Genomic DNA, 20,390 nt, shown 5'->3' on the forward strand with positions numbered 1-20,390 from the left:
GTCCATCCTAGAGTCGCTCGTGACGACAGGCGGCACCGCACGCTGTCAGAACAGGGTCGGAGCGTCGGCGATCGCCCAGGAGGCGCGGTGATACGGCGAGAGGCCGAGCGTGCGGATCGCGTCGCGGTGCTCGACGCTCGCGTAGCCCTTGTTGCGGCTCCACTGGTAGTCGGGGTGCTCGTCGTGGAGCTCCGTCATGTACGCGTCGCGCGCGACCTTTGCGATGACGGATGCCGCCGAGACCGACGCGCAGTCACGATCCGCCTTCACCTGTGAGCGCACGCGCAGGGGCACAGGATGCACCCGCGAGACGTAGTCGTGGTTGCCGTCGAGCAGCACCAGCGCGTTCTCCACCTCGACACCCTGGTCCACCACGCTCTGCACCGCGCGCGAGGCGGCAAGACCCAGGGCACGCATGATCCCCACCTCGTCGATCTCCGCCGCACTCGCCCAGCCGACGCCGGATGCCGACACCCACGCCGCTGCGCGCATCGCGACCTCGGGCCGGCGCTTCTCCGTGACGAGCTTCGAATCACGGAGTCCTTCGGGCACGCGACGACGCGATCCTGCAGCATCCATCACGGCCGCGCCGACCGCCACCGGGCCCGCCAGGGCTCCCCGGCCCACCTCGTCGAGCGCGATGATGAGTTCGCACTCGGACAGCAGCCTGCGCTCGAGCGTGAGCTTGGGGGCGATCACCGTCATTCGGAATCCGGAACGCCGTTGAACGTGCTGTGGTGGCCGTCGATCGAGCCGAATCGACTCAGAGGCCAGGTCGTGAGGAAGGCCTTGCCCACCACATTGGCCATCGGGACGAAGCCTCCGCTCGGAAGCTCCTGGTGCTCTCGCGAGTCGCGTGAACGGTCGCGGTTGTCGCCGAGCAGCCAGAGCGAGCCCTCGGGCACCGTCACGTCGAACGGCTCGTTCGACGCCGCCGTATCCCCAGGGGGGAGATTCAGGTACGAGAGCTCATCGATCGGTGTGCCGTTGATCGTGATCTGGCCCAGCGCGTTGCAGCAGACCACATGGTCGCCCGGGAGCCCGATGATCCTCTTGACGAGGTGATCCTGCGAATCCGTGGCAGAGATCCCGACGAGTGTGAGCACCCAGTCGATCGCCTGAACCAGTGGGGGCTGAGGCGGGGTGGCCGGCTGCGCGTCGAGCCAGCCGCCCGGGTCCTTGAAGACGACGACATCGCCGCGCTCGTAGCCAGTCCATCGCGGAGTGAGCTCGTCGACGAGTATCCGGTCGTTGACCATGAGCGTCTGCTCCATCGACGCCGAGGGGATGTAGAAGGAGCGGACGACGAAGGTCTTCACGACGAAGGACACGAGCGCCGCGATCACGACGATCACCAGGACGTCGCGCAGGAAGACGACGAGTCCGCGCCTCTTCTTCACCGGTGGCGTGGGCGCGGACGCGGATTCAGTCGTCATCGGTTTCCTTCACAGACTCTCGCCGCTCGAACACGGCCCTACCAAGGTTCGCACAAGTGGGGGAAAACACAGCACCCCGGGACATCGTGTCCCGGGGTGCTGTGGAGATGCTGCGACTCAGCGGTCGCGCTTCTCCTTGATCTTCGCCTTCTTGCCGCGCAGGTTGCGGAGGTAGTACAGCTTCGCGCGACGCACGTCACCGCGGGTGACGACCTCGATGTGGTCGATCACCGGGGAGTGCACCGGGAAGGTGCGCTCGACGCCGACCTGGAAGCTGATCTTGCGAACCGTGAAGGTCTCGCGAACGCCATCGCCCTGACGGCCGATCACGACGCCCTTGAAGACCTGGATACGAGAGCGGGTGCCCTCGGTGATGTTCACGTGGACGTTGACGGTGTCGCCGGCATTGAAGTCGGGGATGTCCGAACGGAGGGAAGCCGCATCGACGGCGTCGAGGATCTGCATGATCGTCTCTCTCTGCACTCGCCTCAGGTCGGTTGCATGTTTTCAAAGGAACAAGAACGGGTGTGCGTCGTACGGAGCAGATGCTTCCGCGGGTTCCCCTGAGGCAGAACCGGTCACGGCACAAACATCCATTCTGCCATGGAAACCAGTGCCGACCAAAACGAGCTCAGTCGCGTGGATCGCTCTCGCGCACCACGATCACCTCAGGCTCGCGAGTCGATGCGGTGGGCGAGGTCTGGCCGGGTGCCGCCGACCACGCGATGGTCTCGCGGATGCGGATGCCGCTGCCCTTCGCCTCGTTCCACAGCTGCCACAGCTGCAGCCAGACCAGGCCGATCCCGACCAGGATCGCGGCAGCGAGAAGCCATCCGAAAGCCCCGTCGATGAAGAATCCGACGGCGATCGTCAGGCCATGCCACAGGGTGAAGCCCGCGACGTCCCACCACGAGACTGCCCGCTCGGCACGCACGGAGGCCCGTGAGCGCGTCAGGAGCGTGAGCAGCAGCTGGCCGAGGAACACGGATGGCACGGCGATGAACAGCACCCAGAGCATCCCCCACCCGGCGCCGAACACGATCCCGCCGAGCACGAGCCACAGCGGCAGCACGAACGCCGCTGGCAGCAGCCATCGGAAGAACGCCTCACGCAACCTCATGCGAAGAATCGTACGTCGCACGGATCCCGCGAGTCGCCGTGTTCGCTGTGAGCGCGCGAACGCCCGAGGCCACCGCATCAGGGAGAATGGACGCAACGAGAGGACTGACGATGATCGAACTGCGCACCCCTGCCGAGATCGACGAGATGCGCGCCGCCGGACGCTTCGTCGCCGAGACCCTGGCGACGCTGCGAGACGAGACCAAGGTCGGCACGAACCTCCTCGCGATCGACCGCAGGGCGCATGACATGATCCGCAAGGCGGGTGCCGAGTCCTGCTATATCGACTACCACCCCTCGTTCGGCGCCAGCCCGTTCGGCAAGGTCATCTGCACCTCTGTGAACGATGCGGTGCTGCACGGTCTCCCCCACGACTACACGCTGCGCGACGGTGATCTGGTCTCGCTCGACTTCGCGGTCTCCGTCGACGGCTGGGTCGCCGACTCTGCCGTGTCCTTCGTCGTCGGGACCCCTCGCGACGAGGACCTTCGCCTGATCGAGACCACCGAGCGAGCGCTGGATGCCGCGATCGCCGCGGCCGTGGTCGGAAACCGCATCGGCGACATCTCGGCCGCGATCGCCGAGGTCTCCCTTGGCGAGGGCTACTCGATCAACACCGATTTCGGCGGACACGGCGTCGGTCGCATCATGCACGGCGACCCGCATGTCCCCAACGACGGACGCGCCGGCCGTGGTTTCCCGCTTCGTGCCGGTCTCGTGTTCGCGCTCGAGCCCTGGCTGCTCGCCACGACGGATGAACTGGTCACGGACCCGGACGGCTGGACGCTGCGCAGCGTCGACGGCTCTCGGGGCGCCCACTCCGAGCACACGGTCGCGGTGACGGAGGACGGCCCGATCATCCTGACCGACCGCTCGTTCCTCGGAGTCGATTGAGGGCTCTCAGACGCGCCGATACAGGAAGACGGCGGTGATCATCGGCAGATCGAACTCGGTGCGTCCGGCCGTATGGGGATTCTGATCCAGAACTCGCTCGATCGCCGCCATCTTCTCCTCACGGCCGGCTTCATCGGCGACGAGGAACGTGCTCACCGTCGACCATCGGCCGAGGTAGTCCGCACGTGTGATCCGCTCTCTCCAGCGCAGTTCCGCGTGCTGCACGAAAGTGAAGCCGGGAAGATCGTCGGCAGCACTGGCGGACGTGCTGTCGGCGTCTCCTACCGCCGGATGGGCGACCCTGTGCGCAGCGCGATCCCATGCGCAGTCGGGGTCGGAGTGGTTCCACACCAGGCCGAGCATCCCTCCCGGCAGCAGAACCCGCGAGATCTCGGCGCAGGCGCGCTCACGGTCGAACCAGTGGAATGCCTGCGCGACCGCCACCGCGTCGACCGATGCGTCCGGAAGCGGAATGCTCTCCGCGGTCCCGTCCACCGCCTCGACCTCGGGGAGCTTGGATCGCAGGACGTCGAGCATGGCCGCAGCAGGTTCGACCGCGATGACCCTGCCTGCGCGCCCGAGCAGCCGCTCGGTGAATTTCCCGGTCCCCGCGCCGAGATCGAGCACAGCCTCGACAGGCGCCGGCAGCAGCATCTCCGCCGCGGCCGAGGGGAATCCGGGTCGGAAGCGGTCGTAGTCCGCTCCCGACCGCTCGAACGACTTCGCCAGCATCTCGTCGACCATGCCCCGACGCTACCAGCGCGCATCCCTGTGCCATATTGAGTGCATGATCCCCCAGGACCGTCATGTGCCCGAGCGCCTTCTCCTGGCGCGACACGGCCAGACGCGCTGGAATCTCGAGCATCGACTCCAGGGGCAGCTCGATTCCCCCCTCACGGATGAGGGCCTTCGGCAGGCGAAGGCGGTCGCCGAGCGTGTGGTCGGATCCGGTGTCGCGATGGTCTTCACGAGCCCGCTCGGGCGTGCGCTCCAGACGGCGGTCGTCATCGCCGAGCGTCTGGGCGTCGATGTCGTCGCAGTCGATGAGCTCGCCGACGTCCACCAAGGCGATATGGCCGGTCTCACCTGGGACGAGATCGACATCGAGCACCCCGGAGCGCGGGCGGACCGCGCCGCAAACCGCTACGGCTGGGCGTTCCCCGGCGGCGAGAGCTATGCTCAGGCCCGCGCACGCGCGCGCCGCGCCCTGTCCGCATGCGGCTGGGCGTCGAGCGGAGTCCCGCTCCTGGTCGGTCACGAGATGATCGGACGGATGCTGCGCGCCGAGCTGCGCGGTCTCGACGGCCCCAGTGCGCTAGCGCTCCGGCATCCCCACGACGTGGTCTTCGAGATCACGAACGGAGTCGAGCGGATCCTCTGACGCCCTGGACCGCCCAACCGGATCTCAGGCGCTGTCGTCCGCCAGAAGGTCCGGCCTCCGCACCCTGGTCCGCTCGATCTGCTGCTCTCGGCGCCAGGCCGCGATGGCCCCGTGGTTGCCACTGAGCAGGACGTCGGGCACAGCGCGCTCGCGCCATACCGAGGGCTTGGTGTACGAGGGGTACTCGAGAAGGCCGTCCTCGTGCGACTCCTCGACGAGGCTCTCGGGGTTGCCGACGACGCCCGGGATGAGCCGGCCGATCGCCTCGATCATCGCCATCGTGGCGACCTCCCCGCCATTGAGCACGTAGTCGCCGAGGCTCATCAGGCGGACCTCGCCGATCGACGAGGCGTACTCGAACACGCGCTCATCGATGCCCTCGTACCGGCCGCATCCGAAGATGAGGTGCTCGCGGGTGGCGAGATCGCGGGCCTTCGCCTGCGTGAATACCTCACCTGCGGGCGAGGGGAAGATGATCGTGGGACGCTCGGATCCCGAGGCGAGCTCGTCCAGCGCGAGCCCCCACGGCTCGGACTTCATCACCATGCCGGCGCCTCCGCCGTACGGCGTGTCATCCACCGTGCGATGGCGGTCGTGCGTCCAATCCCGGAGGTCGCGCACGTTCAGGTTCAGAATCCCCGAATCGCGTGCCTTACCGAGAAGCGAGAGCGTCAGACCGTCGAAGTACGACGGGAAGATCGAGACGACGTCGATGCGCACGGCGCAGCCTCACTCGGCCGTTTCGGCGGCAGCATCCTCTTGCGCGGCATCCGGAAGATCTTCGAATAGACCCGCCGGCGGAGTCACGACGACGCGACCACCGGCCACGTCCACCGTCGGCACGATCGCCTCGACGAACGGGACCATGATCTCGCGGTCACCGGCCTTCACGATCAGGAGATCCTGCGCGGGGAAATGCTCGATGCGCGCGACGCGCCCCACGACGACGTCATCGCGCACGACATCGAGTCCGACCAGCTGCTGATCGAACCATGCGTTCTCTTCGACCTCGGACGTGTCCTGATCGATCCACAGGATCGCCCGCACGAGCCCCTCGGCCGCGGTGCGGTCATCCACGTCGTCGAAGAAGACGACCGGGTTTCCGTTCATCACGCGATACTCGCGAACAGTGACGGTCTTGCCGTGCCATGGAGATGCCTCCGGCACCTGCAACGTGAACTCGGCCCCCGGCGTGAAACGACGCTCAGGGTTGTCGGTGTACAGCTCGAGCTTGAGCGCACCCTTCAGGCCGTGGGCCTTGACGAGGCGCCCGACGCGCAGCTGGTTCTTGCCCTGGTTCCTGTCGTTCTGCACCACGTCAGTCATCCGCGACGTCGACGCGCACGCGACGGCCGTCCGCCAGTGCGGTGATGAGCGTGCGAAGTGCTTTGGCGGTGCGGCCGCCGCGCCCGATCACGCGTCCACGGTCGTCGGGGTGCACGCGCACCTCGAGGAGATCGCCTCGCGGCGACGCGGATTCATTGATACGCACATCCTCCGGGTGATCGACGATCCCCTTGACGATGTGTTCGAGCGCGGCGGCGAGCACGACGGATTACTCCGCGTCTGCGGCGGGAGCCTCAGCGGCCTCCGCGTCGGCCTCGACAGCGGCGGGAGCCTCCTCAGCGGGAGCCTCCTTCTTCTCCGCCTTCGGCTTCACGACGGACTTCTTGGAAGCGTCGATCTCGAAAGCGGCCTTGGGCTCTGCGACCTTGAGGGTGGACTTCGCGTCCTTGTCGCCCTTGAACTTGCCCCAGTCGCCCGTGATCTTGAGCAGCGCGGTGACCTGCTCGGTCGGCTGAGCGCCGACGGACAGCCAGTACTGCGCACGCTCGGAGTCGACCTCGATGAACGAGGGCTCCTCGGTGGGGTGGTACTTGCCGATCTCCTCGATCACGCGACCATCGCGCTTGGTGCGCGAGTCTGCGACGACGATGCGGTAGTAGGGCGCACGGATCTTGCCCAGGCGCTTGAGACGAATCTTGACAGCCACGATTCTCCTGAATTGTGTGGAAGGAAACGAACCGATCGCCTGGAGAGTGGGGTGCACACCCGGCGGAAGCTCTGAAAGGGAGGATGAGTGCTGGATAGAGGGTCGAGCACGTCGTCCAAACCTCTATTCTGCCAGATGCGCGGCCTCGGCGCGAAACGTGGCGACACGGTGCGGTCGTGTCGCGCACCCCACATGTCAGACTGTGCACGTGAAGCTCGAATTCGCTCCGTCCGCCCGCTCCACCGTCGGGCTGGAATGGGAGATCATGCTCGCCGATCCTGCGAGCGGAGATCTGGTCGGGCGAGCACCCGAGCTGCTCAGCGCACTCGAGGCCGAGAGCGCCGACGAGCGCCACACCGTGACCGGCGAGCTCCTCACCAACACGATCGAGGTCACGAGCGGGGTCGGCTCCTCCGTCGCGCAGGCGATCGACGACATCGCCAAGGCCATCGCGGCTGTCCGGGCCGCCACCGATCCGGCCGGCATCGAGCTGCTCTCCGCCGGAAGCCACCCGTTCGCGCAGTGGTATGAGCAGCAGGTCACCGACAAGACGCGGTACCACAAGCTGATCGAGCGAACCCAGTGGTGGGGACGCAACATGATGATCTGGGGCATCCACGTGCACGTCGGCGTGGAGGACCCCCGCAAGGTATTCCCCATCATCAACGCTCTCGCCGGCTTCCTGCCCCATCTGCAGTCACTCGCGGCATCGAGCCCGTTCTGGGCCGGCGAACGCACCGGCTACGCCTCGAACCGCGCCCTCGTCTTCCAGCAGCTGCCCACCGCGGGGCTCCCCTGGCCGCTTCACGACTGGCAGCAGTTCGAATCCTTCCTCGACGACATGGTCCGCACGGGAGTGATGGCCGATGCCTCGGAGGTGCGCTGGGACATCCGTCCTGCTCCACGGTGGGGCACCATCGAGGTGCGCGCCTGCGACGGCATGTCCACGCTCCCGGAGCTCGCCGCCGTGGCGTCGCTGATCCAGGTGCTCGTGGAGCATTTCTCCCGGCAGCTCGACGAGGGGCGCGAGCTTCCCATGCTCCAGAGCTGGTTCCACCGCGAGAACAAGTGGCGTGCGGCGCGCTACGGACTCGACGCCCGCGTGATCGTGGACTCGCATGGAGGGCAGCGCCATGTGCGCGATCACCTGTCCGACACCCTCGAAGAACTCGCACCGATCGCGGTCGATCTGGGCTGCGAGAGGGAGTTCGCGAGCATCGGCAGGATCCTCCAGGACGGCGCGAGCTACGCTCGTCAGCTGACAGTGGCGGATGCCGCGGGCGGTGACCTCTCCGCGGTCGTGCACCACCTCATCAGGGAGTTCCGCTCGGGGCCTGAGGCCTCGACGCACGAAGAGTGAGACCCCTCAATCGTCTACGAGCCGCCGAGCGAGTCCCTCGTCGAGGACGACATCGGTGATCAGCTCGGCGGAGATGGCCGACCGCAGGCTGATGAGCTTCGGGATCCCCGACACCACGCAAACGCGACGCGGAACACGCCGCAGCCGATCGAGGCCCGGCCCTGTGGCCCGGGCGTTCACGCGGATATCCTTCCACGATCCGTCTGCGCGGAAGAACACGGTCGCCACATCGCCGATCGCGTTGTCCTCGCGGAGGCTGCGATAGTCGTCGCGGCTGAGGTAGCCGCCCACGTAGACCCGGCTGGGCACCTCGGCCGCGGGTGAGCCTAGGCTGAACACCGCGATGTCCATCTTCGCCTGAAGGTCGAGCACTCGTCGCGTGCTGCGTTCTCGCCACATCGCCTCACGGGTGTGTGGGTCATCGAAGAACGCCGGCACCGGGAACTGCTGCACCTGGGCGCCGAAGGCGCTGCCGAATCGCTGCAGGATGTCGCTCGAATATTCGACGCCGCTGGTCTGCGTGTTGCCGGCTCCGTTGAGCTGCACGAAGGTCGTGTTGTGCGTCTCCTTCTGCGTGAGCCCCCGGCTCACCGCGCTGATCGTCGATCCCCAGGCGACACCGACGATCATGTTCGAATCGACGAACTGCGACAGCAGACGCCCCGCCGTGAGCGCGACACGCTCGAGCCGCTCCACCTCGCTGACGATCTCGGGCATCGGGACGACGTGCGCGGCGACGTGATGACGATCGCGAATGCGCTGCTCCAGCATCCCGAGCCGCTCCAGCGGAGAGTTGATCCTGATGTCGACCAGCCCGCTCTCGCGGGCGAAGCTGAGCAGGCGCGACACCGACGAGCGGGAGGTGCCGAGCTCTTGCGCGATCACCTCCATCGTCTTGTCCTGCATGTAGTACAGCTGCGCGGCGGTGAGCGCCGCGACCAGCTTGGAGTCGCGGGATTCCGCGTCGGTCTTCGCCATCATGACCTCCTGGAGTTCGATCCTTGCACATATGTGCAGTGGGCTTGCGCGCTGTACCGGCCTGGGTAAATGCTGGGGGCAAGCAGAGAAGAGAGGTCGAGGATGATCGAGTCGACACACTCATCGGCGGAGCGCGACGAGGTTCGCGCAGTCCGCGAGGCCGGACGCACGAGCGTCCTTGTCATCGGAGCCGGGATCAACGGCATCTCGACGTTCCGCGACCTGGCGCTCCAGGGCGTCGACGTCGTGCTCGTCGAACGAGGCGACTTCGCGTCCGGCGCATCGTCGGCGTCGAGCCACATGATCCACGGCGGCATCCGCTATCTCGAGAACGGCGAGTTCCGGCTCGTGCGCGAGTCCGTGGAGGAGCGCAACGGACTCCTCAAGATCGCTCCCCACTACGTCAAGCCCCTGCAGACCACGATCCCGATCTACTCGACGTTCTCGGGCATCCTCGCAGCCCCCCTGCGCTTCCTGACGCACAAGAGCGGCAAGCCCCAGGAGCGCGGCGCCTTCCTCATCAAGGTCGGCCTGACCATCTACGACACGTTCTCGCGCGACGGCGGCATGGTTCCGCGTCACCGCTTCCTCGGCCGCAAGAAGTCCCTCGCCGAGCTTCCGGCGCTCGACCCGAACATCAAGTACACGGCGACCTACTACGACGCGTCGATGCACGACCCCGAGCGTCTGGCGCTGGACGTGCTGCAGGACGGCCGAGCGGCCCACCCCGGCGCGATCGCCCTCAACTACGTCGAGGCCATCGGCCGCGACGGCGACAAGGTGCTGCTGCGCGACCGCGAGAGCGGAACGGAGTTCGCGGTCGCGTCCGACGTGGTCGTGAACGCATCCGGACCGTGGACCGATCTCACGAATGACGCGCTTGGCGAGGTCACGCGGTTCATGGGAGGCACGAAGGGATCGCACATCGTGCTCGACCACCCGGAGCTCCTCGAGGCGACCCGGGGCCGGGAGATCTTCTTCGAGCACTCCGACGGACGCATCGTGCTGATCTACCCGCTCAAGGGCCGCGTCCTGGTCGGCACCACCGACATCGACGCAGACCCGCGCGAGGTCCCGGTGTGCACGGACGAGGAGGTCGACTACTTCTTCGACCTGATCCACCACGTGTTCCCCCAGATCACGGTGTCGCGCGAGCAGATCGTGTTCAACTTCTCCGGCATCCGTCCGCTGCCCCGCCACGAGGACACGGCCCCCGGCTTCGTCTCGCGTGACTACCGCATCGAGGTCGACGACAAGGGAGCCACTCCCCTGGTCAGCCTCGTCGGCGGCAAATGGACGACGTTCCGCGCCCTGGGCGAGTCTCTGTCCGATGTGGTTCTCGGCTTGATCACGCGCACTCGCACGGTCTCGACGGCCGGCCGCGCGATCGGAGGAGGCCGCGACTTCCCCCGCACGGAGAAGGCCCGCCGCATCTGGATCCAGGAGAACCTGGGAGGCGCGGGAGACCGGGCAGACGGTCTGCTCTCCCGCTATGGCACGCGCGCCGCGCAGGTCTGGGAGTACATCGAACAGGGCGCCGACGCGCCGCTGGCCGGCGGCGACCTCTCGACGCGAGAGCTCGAGTGGATGGTGCAGAACGAGCTCGTCGCCCGACTGGAGGACGTGATCCTGCGTCGGACGAGCATCGCGTTCACCGGAAACGCGACCGCCGAGGTGCTCGACGAGATCGGCGATGCCCTCGCTCCCCTGCTCGGCTGGGATCGCGACCGTCACGACGCCGAGATCGAGCAGACGCGGCTCCTCCTGAACGAACGACACGGCCTGAACATCTCGTCCCGCGCACGCGGCTGACGACTCCGAACGTCGCCCTCCTCTGCGACGTGAAACTCCCTCGAAACGCGGCAGGGCTGAGGGGTCCTGCCGCACAAGAAAGGTCAATGAAGACATGACTGATGTGAATCTCGGTCTCTACTTCCTGTCTGAGCTCGTCGGAACGGCGATGCTCATCATCCTGGGTTGTGGAGTCGTCGCCAACGTCGCGCTCACGAAGAACAAGGGCTTCGGCGGGGGCTTCCTGATGGTGAACTGGGGGTGGGGTCTCGCGGTGTTCGCGGGTGTCCTCGTCTCGGCATACTCCGGCGCCATCCTGAACCCCGCCGTCGGCATCGGCCTCCTGATCGCCGGCAAGATCGACTTCGCCATGTTCGCCACCGCCGCCGGTGCCGAGCTTCTCGGTGCGATTCTCGGTGCGATCATCGTGTGGCTCGGCTACAAGCAGCACTTCGACGAGGAGCCCGAGGCCGCGAACAAGCTCGGCGTCTTCTCGACCGGCCCCGCCATCCGCTCCTACGGCTGGAACCTCGTGACCGAGATCATCGGCACCTTCGTGCTGGTCTTCGGCATCTTCGCGTTCGCGGACTACGGCGACGTCGAGGTCGGAACGCCCGGAGGCCTCGGCCCGCTCACGGCCCTTCCGGTCGCCCTCCTGGTGGTCGGCATCGGCGCATCGCTCGGTGGCCCCACCGGCTACGCGATCAACCCCGCCCGTGACCTCGGCCCTCGCATCGCCCACGCCATCCTCCCCATCAAGGGCAAGGGATCCAGCGACTGGTCGTACGCGTGGGTTCCGGTCGTCGGCCCCCTCATCGGCGGTGCGATCGCTGCCGTTGCGGCGCCCGTCCTCCTCCACCTCGCCTGACCCTGATTTCAAAGGAGAACAACCATGGCTGACTACATCATCGCCATCGACCAGGGAACCACCTCCAGCCGCGCGATCATCTTCGACAAGAAGGGCAGCATCGTCGCGACGGGCCAGAAGGAGCACGAGCAGATCCTGCCGCAGGCCGGCTGGGTCGAGCACGACGCCTCGGAGATCTGGCGCAACGTGCAGGAGGTCATCGGACTCGCCCTGAGCCGTGCCGACCTCACCCGTCATGACATCGCCGCTGTGGGCATCACGAATCAGCGCGAGACCGCGGTCGTGTGGGACAAGACCACAGGCGAGCCGGTCTACAACGCGATCGTCTGGCAGGACACCCGCACGCAGGGCATCGTCGACCGCCTCGCGGCCGATGGCGGCGTCGAGCGCTTCAAGCAGGTCGTGGGTCTTCCGCTCGCGACCTACTTCTCGGGTACGAAGATCGCCTGGATCCTCGAGAACGTCGAGGGCGCCCGCGAGAAGGCGGAGGCCGGCGATCTGCTCTTCGGCACCACCGACTGCTGGGTGCTCTGGAACCTCACGGGCGGTGTCGACGGAGGCGTTCACGCGACCGACGTGACCAACGCGTCACGCACCATGTTCATGGACCTCGAGACGCTCGAGTGGCGCGACGACATCCTCGAGGCCTTCGGCGTGCCGCGCTCGATGATGCCCGAGATCCGCTCCTCCTCCGAGGTGTACGGCAACGCCGAGGACTCCTCTCTGCTGCGCGAGACGCCGATCGCCGGCATCCTGGGCGACCAGCAGGCGGCGACCTTCGGCCAGGCGGCGTTCAACACGGGCGAGAGCAAGAACACCTACGGCACGGGCTGCTTCCTGATCTTCAACACCGGCGAGGAGATCGTCCACTCGAAGAACGGCCTGCTCACCACGGTCGGCTACAAGCTCGGCGACGGGCCGACCCACTACGCGCTCGAGGGCTCGATCGCGGTGACCGGTTCGCTCATCCAGTGGCTGCGCGACCAGCTCGGCATCATCAGCTCCGCCCCCGAGGTCGAAGAGCTGGCTAAGCAGGTCGAGGACAACGGCGGCGTCTACATCGTCCCCGCGTTCTCGGGTCTGTTCGCGCCCTACTGGCGTCCTGACGCCCGCGGCGCGATCGTCGGACTCACTCGCTACGCGAACAAGAACCACATCGCTCGCGCAGCGCTCGAGGCCGTGGCCTTCCAGACGCGCGACGTGCTCGACGCGGTCAACGCGGATGCCGGGGTGGACCTGACCGAGCTCAAGGTCGACGGCGGCATGGTGGCGAATGACGCCCTCATGCAGTTCCAGGCCGACGTCCTCGGTGTGCCGGTCGTACGGCCTGTCGTCGCGGAGACGACAGCCCTGGGCGCCGCGTACGCTGCCGGCCTCGCGGTCGGGTTCTGGAACGGCCTGGACGATCTGTCCGCCAACTGGCAGGAGGACAAGCGCTGGGAGCCGTCGATGGACGAGGCCGAGCGCGACCGTCAACTGCGCCTGTGGCGCAAGGCCGTCACGAAGTCGATGGACTGGGTCGACGACGACGTGAAGTGATCGTGAGTCACTGAGAGGCGGGTCCGGAGTTCTGCTCCGGACCCGCCTCTCGCATTCCCGCCGAGATCTCGGCGTCGAGCTCGTTCAGAAACGCGTGCGCCACGTTCCTCGCGGTCTGCGCGCTCCAGGCCGCGTACTCGACGCGAACAGGACCGTCGGCGACCTCCACGAAAGCGACACGGGCTCCTGAGCGGGAGATCACCCCCGGCGCCATCATCGTCACCGCGAGCCGGGCGGCGACGAGCCCGAGAAGCAGCTCTGCGGAGTCGGCTTCGAAGGCGACGTCTCGCTTCAGACCGGATGCTGCGAACGCGGCGTCTCCCTGCGCACGCCCCGAGGTGCCGGAGGGGAAGTCGGCGAACACCTCAGCCGCGAGATCGGCGAGCTGCAGACGTCGGCGGCCCGCCAGCTCGTGATCCGGCGGGAGCGCGACGGCGAGCCTCTCCCGCGCGAGCGTACGCACCGCCACTCCCTCAGGAGCCGTCTCCGCACGCAGACCGAGCAGTGCGACGTCGAGCTCTCCCTGGCGCACTCCGACGATGAGCGCGTCGCTGTTTCCGACGCGCAGCTCTACGCGGACGTGCGGATGCTGACGGCGGAACCTCGCGATCAGCGTCGGCACGTCCACAGCGGCCACGGTCGGGATCACCCCCAGGCGGAGCGTGCCGATCACCTGACCGGCTGACGCCGCGGCGTCCTCCTTCGCCGTCTCCGCGGCGATGACGGCGATTCGCGCCTGCCTCAGGAAAGCCTCGCCTGCCTCGGTCAGCCGCACGCTCCGGCTGGTTCGCGCGAACAGACGCTGGCCGAGCTCTCGCTCGAGTGCAGCGATCTGGTGGCTCAACGCCGACTGTGTGACGTAGCAGCGCTCGGCAGCACGCGTGAAGCTTCCCGTGTCGGCGACCTCGACAACGTACCGGAGCTGCTGAAGATCCATGAATACATGATTTCAGCTCATGTCTTTTGTGCAAAGCATGCGTTGGACTCATTGGCTCCTTCCGCGCACCCTGGAAGCATGAGCCGCTTCGCACTCCTTCTCCTCACCGCTCTCGCGCCCGTCGCCTGGGGGACGACCTACCTCGTCACGACGGAGCTGCTCCCCCAGGGGCATCCGCTGCTCGCAGGCCTCCTGCGCGCGCTGCCGGCGGGATTGCTGGCCATCGCGATCGGCCGCACGCTGCCGCGCGGCGACTGGTGGTGGAAAGCCGCGGCGCTCGGCATCCTCAACATCGGCGCGTTCTTCCCGCTGCTCTTCCTCGCCGCTGAGCGGCTTCCGGGAGGAGTCGCCGCCGCCGTCGCCGGGGTGCAGCCGCTCGTCGTCATCGGCCTGGGCTCCCTGGTGCTGCACGAGCGCATCCGTCCGCTCACCGCGTCCGCCGCGGTCGTCGGCGCAGCCGGCGTCGCCCTCGTGGTGCTCGGCCCGGCAGCCCAGCTCGATCTGCTGGGCATTCTGTCCGCGATCGGCGGCACGTCTGCGACCGCAGCCGGCATCGTCCTCACCAAGCGGTGGGGCCGTCCGGCCGGGGTTGGTCCGATCGCGTACGCCGGATGGCAGCTGACCGCCGGAGGGCTCGTGCTGCTCCCGCTCACCCTCCTCTTCGAGGGCATGCCGACGCAGATCGGCTCCGGCGCCGTCCTCGGTTATGTGTGGCTGGGCACTGCAGGCGGTCTGGTCGCCTACACGTTGTGGTTCCGCGGCATCCAGCAGCTGCCTGTCGCGGCGCCGGGACTGCTCGCGCTTCTCTCCCCCGTGGTCGCGACCGCGCTGGGCACGCTCGTCGCCGGCGAGACCCTCACTCCGCTGCAGACGGCCGGCCTCACGCTCGTGCTGGCCGCGTTCATCGCTGGCCAGGTCTTCACCATGCGCCCCCGGATGCCGAAGACACCCGCAGCCGACAAGACCGTCGAGGCTGCGGCGGTGGTCTCTCGCTGAGCCTGCTCAGCCCTTTCCGAAGAGCTTCTGGATCTCGGCGAGGTCGGCCTCTGACGGCGCCTTCTGGCGGCCGAGACCGAAGCCCGAGCCCGTCGGCGCCGACGGTGCGACGAGCCCGGCGTTCTCGGCGGCGCGCTTGGCCGGGTTCCCCGAGCGGGAGACGCCCTTCGACTTGCCCTTCTTGCCGCGCTTCGCCGACGCACCGGGGCGCCCCATGCCGGGCACCGGACCCATGCCGGGAATGTTCGGGGTTCCGCCGCGGGCGACCGTCTTCATCATCTTGGCGGCCTGCTCGAAGCGCTGCACGAGCTGGTTCACGTCGGTCACGGTCATGCCGGAACCGCGCGCGATGCGCAGGCGACGAGAGCCGTTGAGGATCTTGGGGTTGCGACGCTCACCGGGGGTCATCGAACGGATGATCGCCTCGGTGCGGTCGATCTCCTTCTCGTCGAAGTCCTCGAGCTGCTGCTTCATCTGCCCCATGCCCGGGAGCATCCCGAGCATCTTCTTCATCGAGCCCATCTTCTTCATCTGCTGAAGCTGGTCGAGGAAGTCCTCGAGGGTGAAGGCCTCGTTCGCGAGCTTCTCGGCCATCTTCATGGCCTCTTCCTCATCGAAGGCCTGCTGGGCCTGCTCGATGAGGGTCAGGATGTCACCGAGGTCGAGGATTCGGCTCGCCATGCGGTCGGGATGGAACGGCTCGAGGTCTTCGAGGCGCTCACCCGTGGAGGCGAAGATGATGGGGCGGCCGGTCACTGACGCGACCGAGAGGGCGGCGCCACCGCGGGCATCGCCGTCGAGCTTCGACAGCACCACGCCGGTGAAGTCGACACCCTCCTGGAACGCCTTCGCCGTGTTCACGGCATCCTGACCGATCATGGCATCGATCACGAAGAGGACCTCGTCGGGGGCGACCGCCTTGCGGATGTCGGCGGCCTGCTTCATGAGCTCGGCGTCGACGCCGAGGCGGCCGGCGGTGTCGATGATGACCACGTCGTGCTGGTGACGACGGGCGTGCTCGACGCCGTCACGCGAGACCCTGACGGGATCCCCGACGCCGTTGCCCGGCTCGGGGGCGTAGATGGTGGCACCGGCCTGCTCTGCGACGACCTGAAGCTGGTTCACGGCGTTCGGACGCTGCAGGTCGGCCGCCACAAGAAGCGGGGTGTGTCCTTCGCCCTCGAGCTGCTTCGCGAGCTTTCCCGCGAATGTGGTCTTACCCGAGCCCTGGAGGCCGGCGAGCATGATCACGGTCGGCGGCGTCTTCGCGAACTGCAGGCGGCGCTGCTCTCCGCCGAGGATGGCGACCAGTTCTTCATTGACGATCTGCACGACCTGCTGGGCCGGGTTCAGCGCCTTGTTGACCTCGTCGCCGAGCGCACGCTCGCGCACCTTCGCCGTGAAGTCCTTGACCACCGCGAGTGCGACGTCGGCGTCGAGCAGAGCGCGACGGATCTCGCGCACGGTGCCGTCGACGTCGGCGGCGGTGAGCTTTCCCTTCGTGCGCAGATTGCGGAAGGTCTCGGTGAGCCGATCGGAGAGCGTGCCAAACGTAGCCATGGTGCTTCGATTCTACGCGAGCGGAGCCTCGATGCTCAGCGCGGCACGAAGGTCGTCCTTCGCGCGCTGGTGGCGGCCTCGCGCAGTGGACGCGGGGATGCCGAGGAGCTCGGCCGCCTCCGCGACGCTCAAGCCGTCCCAGTGCACGAGTCGCACCAGCTCCGCCTGTTCGGGATCCAGCCGCGCGATCGCGTCACGGACCTCGGCACCGGCATCCGCGGGCGCCCCGGATTGATCGGCGGCCGGCTCGAGGCGGATGCGGTCGGCGAGGGCCCAGCGCCGTCGCTGGCCGCGAGCATGGTTGAGCAGGGTTCCTCTCGCGATGCCGAACAGCCACATGCGTGCTCGCTCGATTCCGGTCGGAAGCTCACGCACCCGGCGCCAGGCGACGACCATGGTCTCTCCGAGCAGGTCCGGCGCATCGTCAGGTCCGACTCGGCGCGAGAGATATGCCAGGAGGTCGGCGGCGTTCGCCTCGACCGCCGCCGTGAGGCGCGCGGCTTCCGCCGTCATCGCGATCCCTCCCCGCCCCAGTCTTCGCCAGCGCAATGCAGCTGGCTGTGACTCTCGGCGCCGGCGAGCCCGTGCTCAGCGTCGTAACCATGCGACTTCAGCTCATCGTGCAGAGCCGTTGCGAGGGCCTGGTCATGTGCCTGCCACGCGTTCAGATCAGGCAGGCGCGGGTCCGTGATGGGATCGCTCGCGGCCTGGTCGGCTTCGATCTGCGACAGGTAGCCCTCTACATATGGCGCGGCTGCAGCTTCGACGTCGGCGTTCGCGAACCACTCGTCGATGATTCTGTTGACGTCGGCCTGGATGAAGATGTTGTGCGTCTCGTAGCCGCTGTATCTCAGTTCGCACTGCCCCCAATTGGGCGAGGTGTACGCATAGCTGCGGTCTGGGTTCTCCAACCCGTCACTCCACAGCCAATCCGTAGACGCCGCGGCATACCCCGCGCCGCCGACCAGCAGGAGTCCGAGCACGCCCCCGAATACGAGGGTTCGGCGCCGTTTCGGCGTACGGACTTCGGCGCGAGCATCCGCCATCATCGCGCGGACATCGACCAGGTCGACGCCCCGGGGTGCCGGCGCCGACGTGCGGAGCAGATCGTCGAGTTCTTCAGTGTCCATGAGCGGTTCCCTTCTCGGTGGGTTCACTCATGACCTGTCCGGCGCGGCGCCGAACGTCCGCCGCTACTTCCAGCGGAGGTCGTCGATGCCGCGCAGCGCGCCGTCGAGCATCGTCTCCGGCGCGCCGAATCCCGCACCTTGCTCGGCCCAGACGCGCAATGAAGAGAACAACGCCGCCGCGTGCGCTGCGCCGACGATGTCAGCGTGGATCGTGCTCATTCCAGCCGCTCTCGCAGCATCCGAGATCGCCGAGGCGAGGCGGATCTGCCGCACTCCCGTGTCGCGCACAAGCTCGTCATCCAGGCCCATGGCCGACCTGTTCCGCAGGGCCAGCGCGAGCGGATCGGGCGCGAAATCGCGGACGATCTCGCGGAGGATCCCGCGCACCCTGTCGGCATCGCCGTCGCGGTCGAGCGCGGCGAGAGCATCCGATGCCTGCGCGATCCGCGCGTCCAGACCCGACCAGAGCACGTCGCTCTTGGATGCGAAGTAGTTGAAGAAGCTCGAGCGGCTCACTCCGGCACGCTGGGTGATGTCTGCCACGGACGTCGCGTCGTAGCCCCGCTCGAGGAACAGTTCGCAGGCGGCCTCGGCGAGCGTCTCGCGCGACGACGCCTTGGGGCGCCCGGCCCTGCTCCCGCTGCTGCTCACCCCCTCACGCTACCGCGAGCCTGACCCGATCGCGCGTTCGAGGGGTATTGTTGGACGCAATCCAACTAGCTTCGAGAGGGCGGACAACGCATGCTCGACATCCTCACCCCCGGCTTCGCACCGTCGTACGTCCCGTACCTCGACGGCTGGGACCTCCAACGGCGCATCCATGCCGACGTGGTCACCGGAACCCGGCCAGACACCCTGATCCTTCTCGAGCACGAGGCCGTCTACACCGCCGGCAAGCGCACCGAGGACCACGAACGCCCTCAGGACGGGACGCCGGTGGTCGACGTCGACCGCGGCGGCAAAATCACCTGGCACGGACCCGGTCAGCTGGTCGGCTATCCCATCGTGCGCCTGCCCGAGCCGATGGACGTCGTCGCGCACGTCCGCCGCCTCGAGCGGCTCCTGATCGACGTGCTGCGCCCGCTCGGAGTCGACGGCTACCAGGTCGAGGGCCGCAGCGGCGTCTGGGTGCGCCGCCCCCTCTCGGAAGACAAGGTCGCCGCGATCGGCGTCCGCGTGCAGCAGGGAGTGACGATGCATGGCTTCGCCATCAACTGCGACAACACCCTGGCCGGCTTCCGCGGGATCATCCCCTGCGGGATCACAGATGCCGGAGTCACCACGGTCAGCGAGGTGATCGGTGCCGCCGTCTCCCCCGCCGACATCGTCGCCGGGGTGATCAACGCCTTCACAGACGAATACGCGTCCGCCGAGTACACAGGAGTTCCCGCATGACCGCCGCGCCCGAGGGCCGCAAGCTCCTCCGCCTGGAGATCCGCAACGCCGAGACGCCCATCGAGCGCAAGCCCGAGTGGATCAAGACCAAGGCGAAGATGGGCCCCGAGTACACGGCCCTTCACTCGCTCGTGAAGAGCGAGGATCTGCACACCGTCTGCCAAGAGGCGGGCTGTCCCAACATCTTCGAATGCTGGGAGGACCGCGAGGCGACGTTCCTCATCGGCGGGTCGCAGTGCACCCGGCGCTGCGACTTCTGCCAGATCGACACCGGCAAGCCGGCCGACTACGACACGGACGAGCCCCGCCGCGTGGCCGAGAGCGTGGTGCGCATGAACCTGCGCTACGCCACGGTCACCTGCGTCGCGCGTGACGACCTCCCCGACGGCGGGGCCTGGCTGAACGCGGAGACGATCCGGCAGATCCATGCGATGAACCCGAACACGGGTGTTGAACTGCTGGCCACGGACTTCAACGGCGACCCGGCGCTGCTGCGCCAGGTGTTCGATGCACGGCCCGAGGTGTTCGCGCACAACGTCGAGACCGTCCCGCGCATCTTCAAGCGCATCCGCCCCGCCTTCCGCTACGAGCGTTCGCTCGACGTGATCACCCAGGCTCGGGATGCCGGCCTCATCACCAAGTCGAACCTGATCCTCGGCATGGGCGAGGAGCCCGAGGAGGTCGTACAGGCGCTGCACGACCTGCACGACGCCGGCTGCGACATCATCACGATCACGCAGTACCTGCGGCCGTCGCCCCGCCACCTCCCGGTGGCGCGCTGGGTCAAGCCCGACGAGTTCGTCGAGTTCAAGGAGGAGGCCGAGCGGATCGGGTTCCTCGGGGTGCTCGCGGGCCCGCTGGTGCGCTCCTCGTACCGCGCAGGGCGCCTGTGGGCGCAGTCGATGGCATCCAAGGGCCGGGAGATCCCGGCGCACCTGGCACACATCGCCGAGAGCGCCGACCTGGGCTTCGCACAGGCCGTCTGAGGCTCCGCCCAGGTAGGAGAAAACGCC

The 20,390-nt window shown here is 67.6% G+C and carries 24 protein-coding genes; 9 read left to right on the plus strand and 15 right to left on the minus strand.

Features of this window, described 5'->3' with window-relative positions; translation table 11 throughout:
- Window positions 1-45: 45 nt before the first annotated feature.
- From RS84_RS15520 to RS84_RS15535, 4 genes are all read right to left on the minus strand, one after another.
- Complete coding sequence (locus RS84_RS15520; RefSeq protein WP_045258670.1) at window positions 46-705, minus strand: ribonuclease HII; 660 nt, start codon at window positions 703-705, stop codon at window positions 46-48.
- Complete coding sequence (gene lepB / locus RS84_RS15525) at window positions 702-1,436, minus strand: signal peptidase I (protein WP_045258671.1); 735 nt, start codon at window positions 1,434-1,436, stop codon at window positions 702-704. The genes RS84_RS15520 and lepB overlap by 4 nt, the downstream gene beginning before the upstream one ends.
- A 117-nt stretch (window positions 1,437-1,553) precedes the next feature.
- Window positions 1,554-1,901, minus strand: a complete 348-nt coding sequence (gene rplS, locus RS84_RS15530) for a 50S ribosomal protein L19 (RefSeq protein WP_045259246.1) — start codon at window positions 1,899-1,901, stop codon at window positions 1,554-1,556.
- Window positions 1,902-2,067: 166 nt separating this feature from the next.
- The gene (locus RS84_RS15535; RefSeq protein ID WP_045258672.1) at window positions 2,068-2,556 is read right to left on the minus strand and encodes a hypothetical protein; all 489 of its coding nucleotides are present in this window, start codon (window positions 2,554-2,556) and stop codon (window positions 2,068-2,070) included.
- Between the two features lie 110 nt (window positions 2,557-2,666).
- On the opposite strand from RS84_RS15535, the gene map reads away from it, so the two are divergent.
- A complete protein-coding gene (gene map / locus RS84_RS15540; protein ID WP_045258673.1) occupies window positions 2,667-3,449 on the plus strand; it encodes a type I methionyl aminopeptidase in 783 nt (260 codons plus the stop codon).
- A 6-nt stretch (window positions 3,450-3,455) separates the two neighbouring features.
- On the opposite strand, the gene RS84_RS15545 is transcribed toward map, so the two are convergent.
- Window positions 3,456-4,193 carry a class I SAM-dependent methyltransferase gene (locus tag RS84_RS15545; RefSeq protein WP_045258674.1) on the minus strand — a complete coding sequence of 246 codons (738 nt, stop codon included), beginning with the start codon at window positions 4,191-4,193 and terminating at the stop codon, window positions 3,456-3,458.
- Window positions 4,194-4,236: 43 nt separating this feature from the next.
- On the opposite strand from RS84_RS15545, the gene RS84_RS15550 reads away from it, so the two are divergent.
- Complete coding sequence (locus tag RS84_RS15550) at window positions 4,237-4,830, plus strand: histidine phosphatase family protein (RefSeq protein ID WP_235281507.1); 594 nt, start codon at window positions 4,237-4,239, stop codon at window positions 4,828-4,830.
- 24 nt (window positions 4,831-4,854) lie between these two features.
- On the opposite strand, the gene trmD is transcribed toward RS84_RS15550, so the two are convergent.
- The 4 genes from trmD to rpsP are packed head-to-tail and all read right to left on the minus strand — an operon-like array spanning window position 4,855 to window position 6,823.
- Complete coding sequence (gene trmD, locus RS84_RS15555; protein WP_045258675.1) at window positions 4,855-5,550, minus strand: tRNA (guanosine(37)-N1)-methyltransferase TrmD; 696 nt, start codon at window positions 5,548-5,550, stop codon at window positions 4,855-4,857.
- A gap of 9 nt (window positions 5,551-5,559) precedes the next feature.
- Window positions 5,560-6,156, minus strand: a complete 597-nt coding sequence (gene rimM / locus RS84_RS15560; RefSeq protein ID WP_045258676.1) for a ribosome maturation factor RimM — start codon at window positions 6,154-6,156, stop codon at window positions 5,560-5,562.
- The gene (locus RS84_RS15565) at window positions 6,149-6,379 is read right to left on the minus strand and encodes an RNA-binding protein (RefSeq protein WP_045258677.1); all 231 of its coding nucleotides are present in this window, start codon (window positions 6,377-6,379) and stop codon (window positions 6,149-6,151) included. Before RS84_RS15565 ends, rimM begins: the two co-directional genes overlap by 8 nt.
- Window positions 6,380-6,385: 6 nt before the next feature.
- Complete coding sequence (gene rpsP / locus RS84_RS15570; protein ID WP_045258678.1) at window positions 6,386-6,823, minus strand: 30S ribosomal protein S16; 438 nt, start codon at window positions 6,821-6,823, stop codon at window positions 6,386-6,388.
- A 208-nt stretch (window positions 6,824-7,031) separates the two neighbouring features.
- Between rpsP and RS84_RS15575 the strand changes: the two genes are divergently transcribed.
- On the plus strand, window positions 7,032-8,183 hold the full coding sequence (locus tag RS84_RS15575) for a glutamate--cysteine ligase (protein ID WP_045258679.1): 1,152 nt from the start codon (window positions 7,032-7,034) through the stop codon (window positions 8,181-8,183).
- 6 nt (window positions 8,184-8,189) lie between these two features.
- Here the strand turns inward: RS84_RS15575 and RS84_RS15580 are convergent, their stop codons facing one another.
- Entirely contained in the window at window positions 8,190-9,161 is a 972-nt protein-coding gene (locus tag RS84_RS15580; protein ID WP_045258680.1) for a sugar-binding transcriptional regulator, read from the minus strand.
- 102 nt (window positions 9,162-9,263) lie between these two features.
- Here RS84_RS15580 and RS84_RS15585 point away from each other — a divergent pair, with 102 nt between their 5' ends.
- The 3 genes from RS84_RS15585 (at window position 9,264) to glpK (ending at window position 13,359) form a co-directional block, all read left to right on the plus strand.
- Window positions 9,264-10,973: a glycerol-3-phosphate dehydrogenase/oxidase gene (locus RS84_RS15585; protein ID WP_045258681.1), complete on the plus strand. Its 1,710-nt coding sequence runs from the start codon at window positions 9,264-9,266 to the stop codon at window positions 10,971-10,973.
- Between the two features lie 94 nt (window positions 10,974-11,067).
- Entirely contained in the window at window positions 11,068-11,820 is a 753-nt protein-coding gene (locus tag RS84_RS15590; RefSeq protein WP_045258682.1) for an MIP/aquaporin family protein, read from the plus strand.
- A gap of 24 nt (window positions 11,821-11,844) precedes the next feature.
- A complete protein-coding gene (gene glpK / locus RS84_RS15595) occupies window positions 11,845-13,359 on the plus strand; it encodes a glycerol kinase GlpK (protein WP_045258683.1) in 1,515 nt (504 codons plus the stop codon).
- A 7-nt stretch (window positions 13,360-13,366) separates the two neighbouring features.
- Here glpK and RS84_RS15600 read toward each other — a convergent pair whose 3' ends face one another.
- A complete protein-coding gene (locus RS84_RS15600; RefSeq protein ID WP_045258684.1) occupies window positions 13,367-14,296 on the minus strand; it encodes a LysR family transcriptional regulator in 930 nt (309 codons plus the stop codon).
- Between the two features lie 78 nt (window positions 14,297-14,374).
- On the opposite strand from RS84_RS15600, the gene RS84_RS15605 reads away from it, so the two are divergent.
- Entirely contained in the window at window positions 14,375-15,292 is a 918-nt protein-coding gene (locus RS84_RS15605) for an EamA family transporter (RefSeq protein WP_045258685.1), read from the plus strand.
- Between the two features lie 6 nt (window positions 15,293-15,298).
- Here RS84_RS15605 and ffh read toward each other — a convergent pair whose 3' ends face one another.
- The 4 genes from ffh to RS84_RS15625 form a co-directional block, all read right to left on the minus strand.
- Window positions 15,299-16,852 (minus strand): signal recognition particle protein, encoded by a 1,554-nt coding sequence (gene ffh / locus RS84_RS15610; RefSeq protein WP_045258686.1) that lies wholly within the window; start codon window positions 16,850-16,852, stop codon window positions 15,299-15,301.
- Window positions 16,853-16,864: 12 nt separating this feature from the next.
- Entirely contained in the window at window positions 16,865-17,365 is a 501-nt protein-coding gene (locus RS84_RS15615; protein ID WP_045258687.1) for an RNA polymerase sigma factor, read from the minus strand.
- Complete coding sequence (locus tag RS84_RS15620; protein WP_045258688.1) at window positions 17,362-17,982, minus strand: hypothetical protein; 621 nt, start codon at window positions 17,980-17,982, stop codon at window positions 17,362-17,364. Before RS84_RS15620 ends, RS84_RS15615 begins: the two co-directional genes overlap by 4 nt.
- A 63-nt stretch (window positions 17,983-18,045) precedes the next feature.
- The gene (locus RS84_RS15625; RefSeq protein WP_045258689.1) at window positions 18,046-18,633 is read right to left on the minus strand and encodes a TetR/AcrR family transcriptional regulator; all 588 of its coding nucleotides are present in this window, start codon (window positions 18,631-18,633) and stop codon (window positions 18,046-18,048) included.
- A gap of 90 nt (window positions 18,634-18,723) precedes the next feature.
- On the opposite strand from RS84_RS15625, the gene lipB reads away from it, so the two are divergent.
- Both lipB and lipA read left to right on the plus strand, forming a co-directional pair.
- Entirely contained in the window at window positions 18,724-19,377 is a 654-nt protein-coding gene (gene lipB / locus RS84_RS15630) for a lipoyl(octanoyl) transferase LipB (protein ID WP_045258690.1), read from the plus strand.
- Window positions 19,374-20,363, plus strand: a complete 990-nt coding sequence (gene lipA / locus RS84_RS15635; protein WP_045258691.1) for a lipoyl synthase — start codon at window positions 19,374-19,376, stop codon at window positions 20,361-20,363. Before lipB ends, lipA begins: the two co-directional genes overlap by 4 nt.
- Window positions 20,364-20,390 lie beyond the last annotated feature (27 nt).

This window comes from Microbacterium hydrocarbonoxydans (assembly GCF_000956475.1).
Lineage (GTDB): Bacteria > Actinomycetota > Actinomycetes > Actinomycetales > Microbacteriaceae > Microbacterium > Microbacterium hydrocarbonoxydans_A.

Excerpts from the sequence above, each read along its gene's own strand:
- lepB (WP_045258671.1), bottom strand. The coding sequence starts at position 1,436 with ATGACGACTGAATCCGCGTCCGCGCCCACGCCACCGGTGAAGAAGAGG.
- rimM (WP_045258676.1), bottom strand. The coding sequence starts at position 6,156 with ATGACTGACGTGGTGCAGAACGACAGGAACCAGGGCAAGAACCAGCTG.
- RS84_RS15580 (WP_045258680.1), bottom strand. The coding sequence starts at position 9,161 with ATGGCGAAGACCGACGCGGAATCCCGCGACTCCAAGCTGGTCGCGGCG.
- RS84_RS15545 (WP_045258674.1), bottom strand. The coding sequence starts at position 4,193 with ATGGTCGACGAGATGCTGGCGAAGTCGTTCGAGCGGTCGGGAGCGGAC.
- lipA (WP_045258691.1), top strand. The coding sequence starts at position 19,374 with ATGACCGCCGCGCCCGAGGGCCGCAAGCTCCTCCGCCTGGAGATCCGC.
- rplS (WP_045259246.1), bottom strand. The coding sequence starts at position 1,901 with ATGCAGATCCTCGACGCCGTCGATGCGGCTTCCCTCCGTTCGGACATC.
- RS84_RS15585 (WP_045258681.1), top strand. The coding sequence starts at position 9,264 with ATGATCGAGTCGACACACTCATCGGCGGAGCGCGACGAGGTTCGCGCA.
- RS84_RS15605 (WP_045258685.1), top strand. The coding sequence starts at position 14,375 with ATGAGCCGCTTCGCACTCCTTCTCCTCACCGCTCTCGCGCCCGTCGCC.
- ffh (WP_045258686.1), bottom strand. The coding sequence starts at position 16,852 with ATGGCTACGTTTGGCACGCTCTCCGATCGGCTCACCGAGACCTTCCGC.
- RS84_RS15615 (WP_045258687.1), bottom strand. The coding sequence starts at position 17,365 with ATGACGGCGGAAGCCGCGCGCCTCACGGCGGCGGTCGAGGCGAACGCC.
- RS84_RS15520 (WP_045258670.1), bottom strand. The coding sequence starts at position 705 with ATGACGGTGATCGCCCCCAAGCTCACGCTCGAGCGCAGGCTGCTGTCC.
- map (WP_045258673.1), top strand. The coding sequence starts at position 2,667 with ATGATCGAACTGCGCACCCCTGCCGAGATCGACGAGATGCGCGCCGCC.
- RS84_RS15550 (WP_235281507.1), top strand. The coding sequence starts at position 4,237 with ATGATCCCCCAGGACCGTCATGTGCCCGAGCGCCTTCTCCTGGCGCGA.
- RS84_RS15535 (WP_045258672.1), bottom strand. The coding sequence starts at position 2,556 with ATGAGGTTGCGTGAGGCGTTCTTCCGATGGCTGCTGCCAGCGGCGTTC.
- RS84_RS15620 (WP_045258688.1), bottom strand. The coding sequence starts at position 17,982 with ATGGACACTGAAGAACTCGACGATCTGCTCCGCACGTCGGCGCCGGCA.
- RS84_RS15600 (WP_045258684.1), bottom strand. The coding sequence starts at position 14,296 with ATGGATCTTCAGCAGCTCCGGTACGTTGTCGAGGTCGCCGACACGGGA.
- RS84_RS15590 (WP_045258682.1), top strand. The coding sequence starts at position 11,068 with ATGACTGATGTGAATCTCGGTCTCTACTTCCTGTCTGAGCTCGTCGGA.
- glpK (WP_045258683.1), top strand. The coding sequence starts at position 11,845 with ATGGCTGACTACATCATCGCCATCGACCAGGGAACCACCTCCAGCCGC.
- lipB (WP_045258690.1), top strand. The coding sequence starts at position 18,724 with ATGCTCGACATCCTCACCCCCGGCTTCGCACCGTCGTACGTCCCGTAC.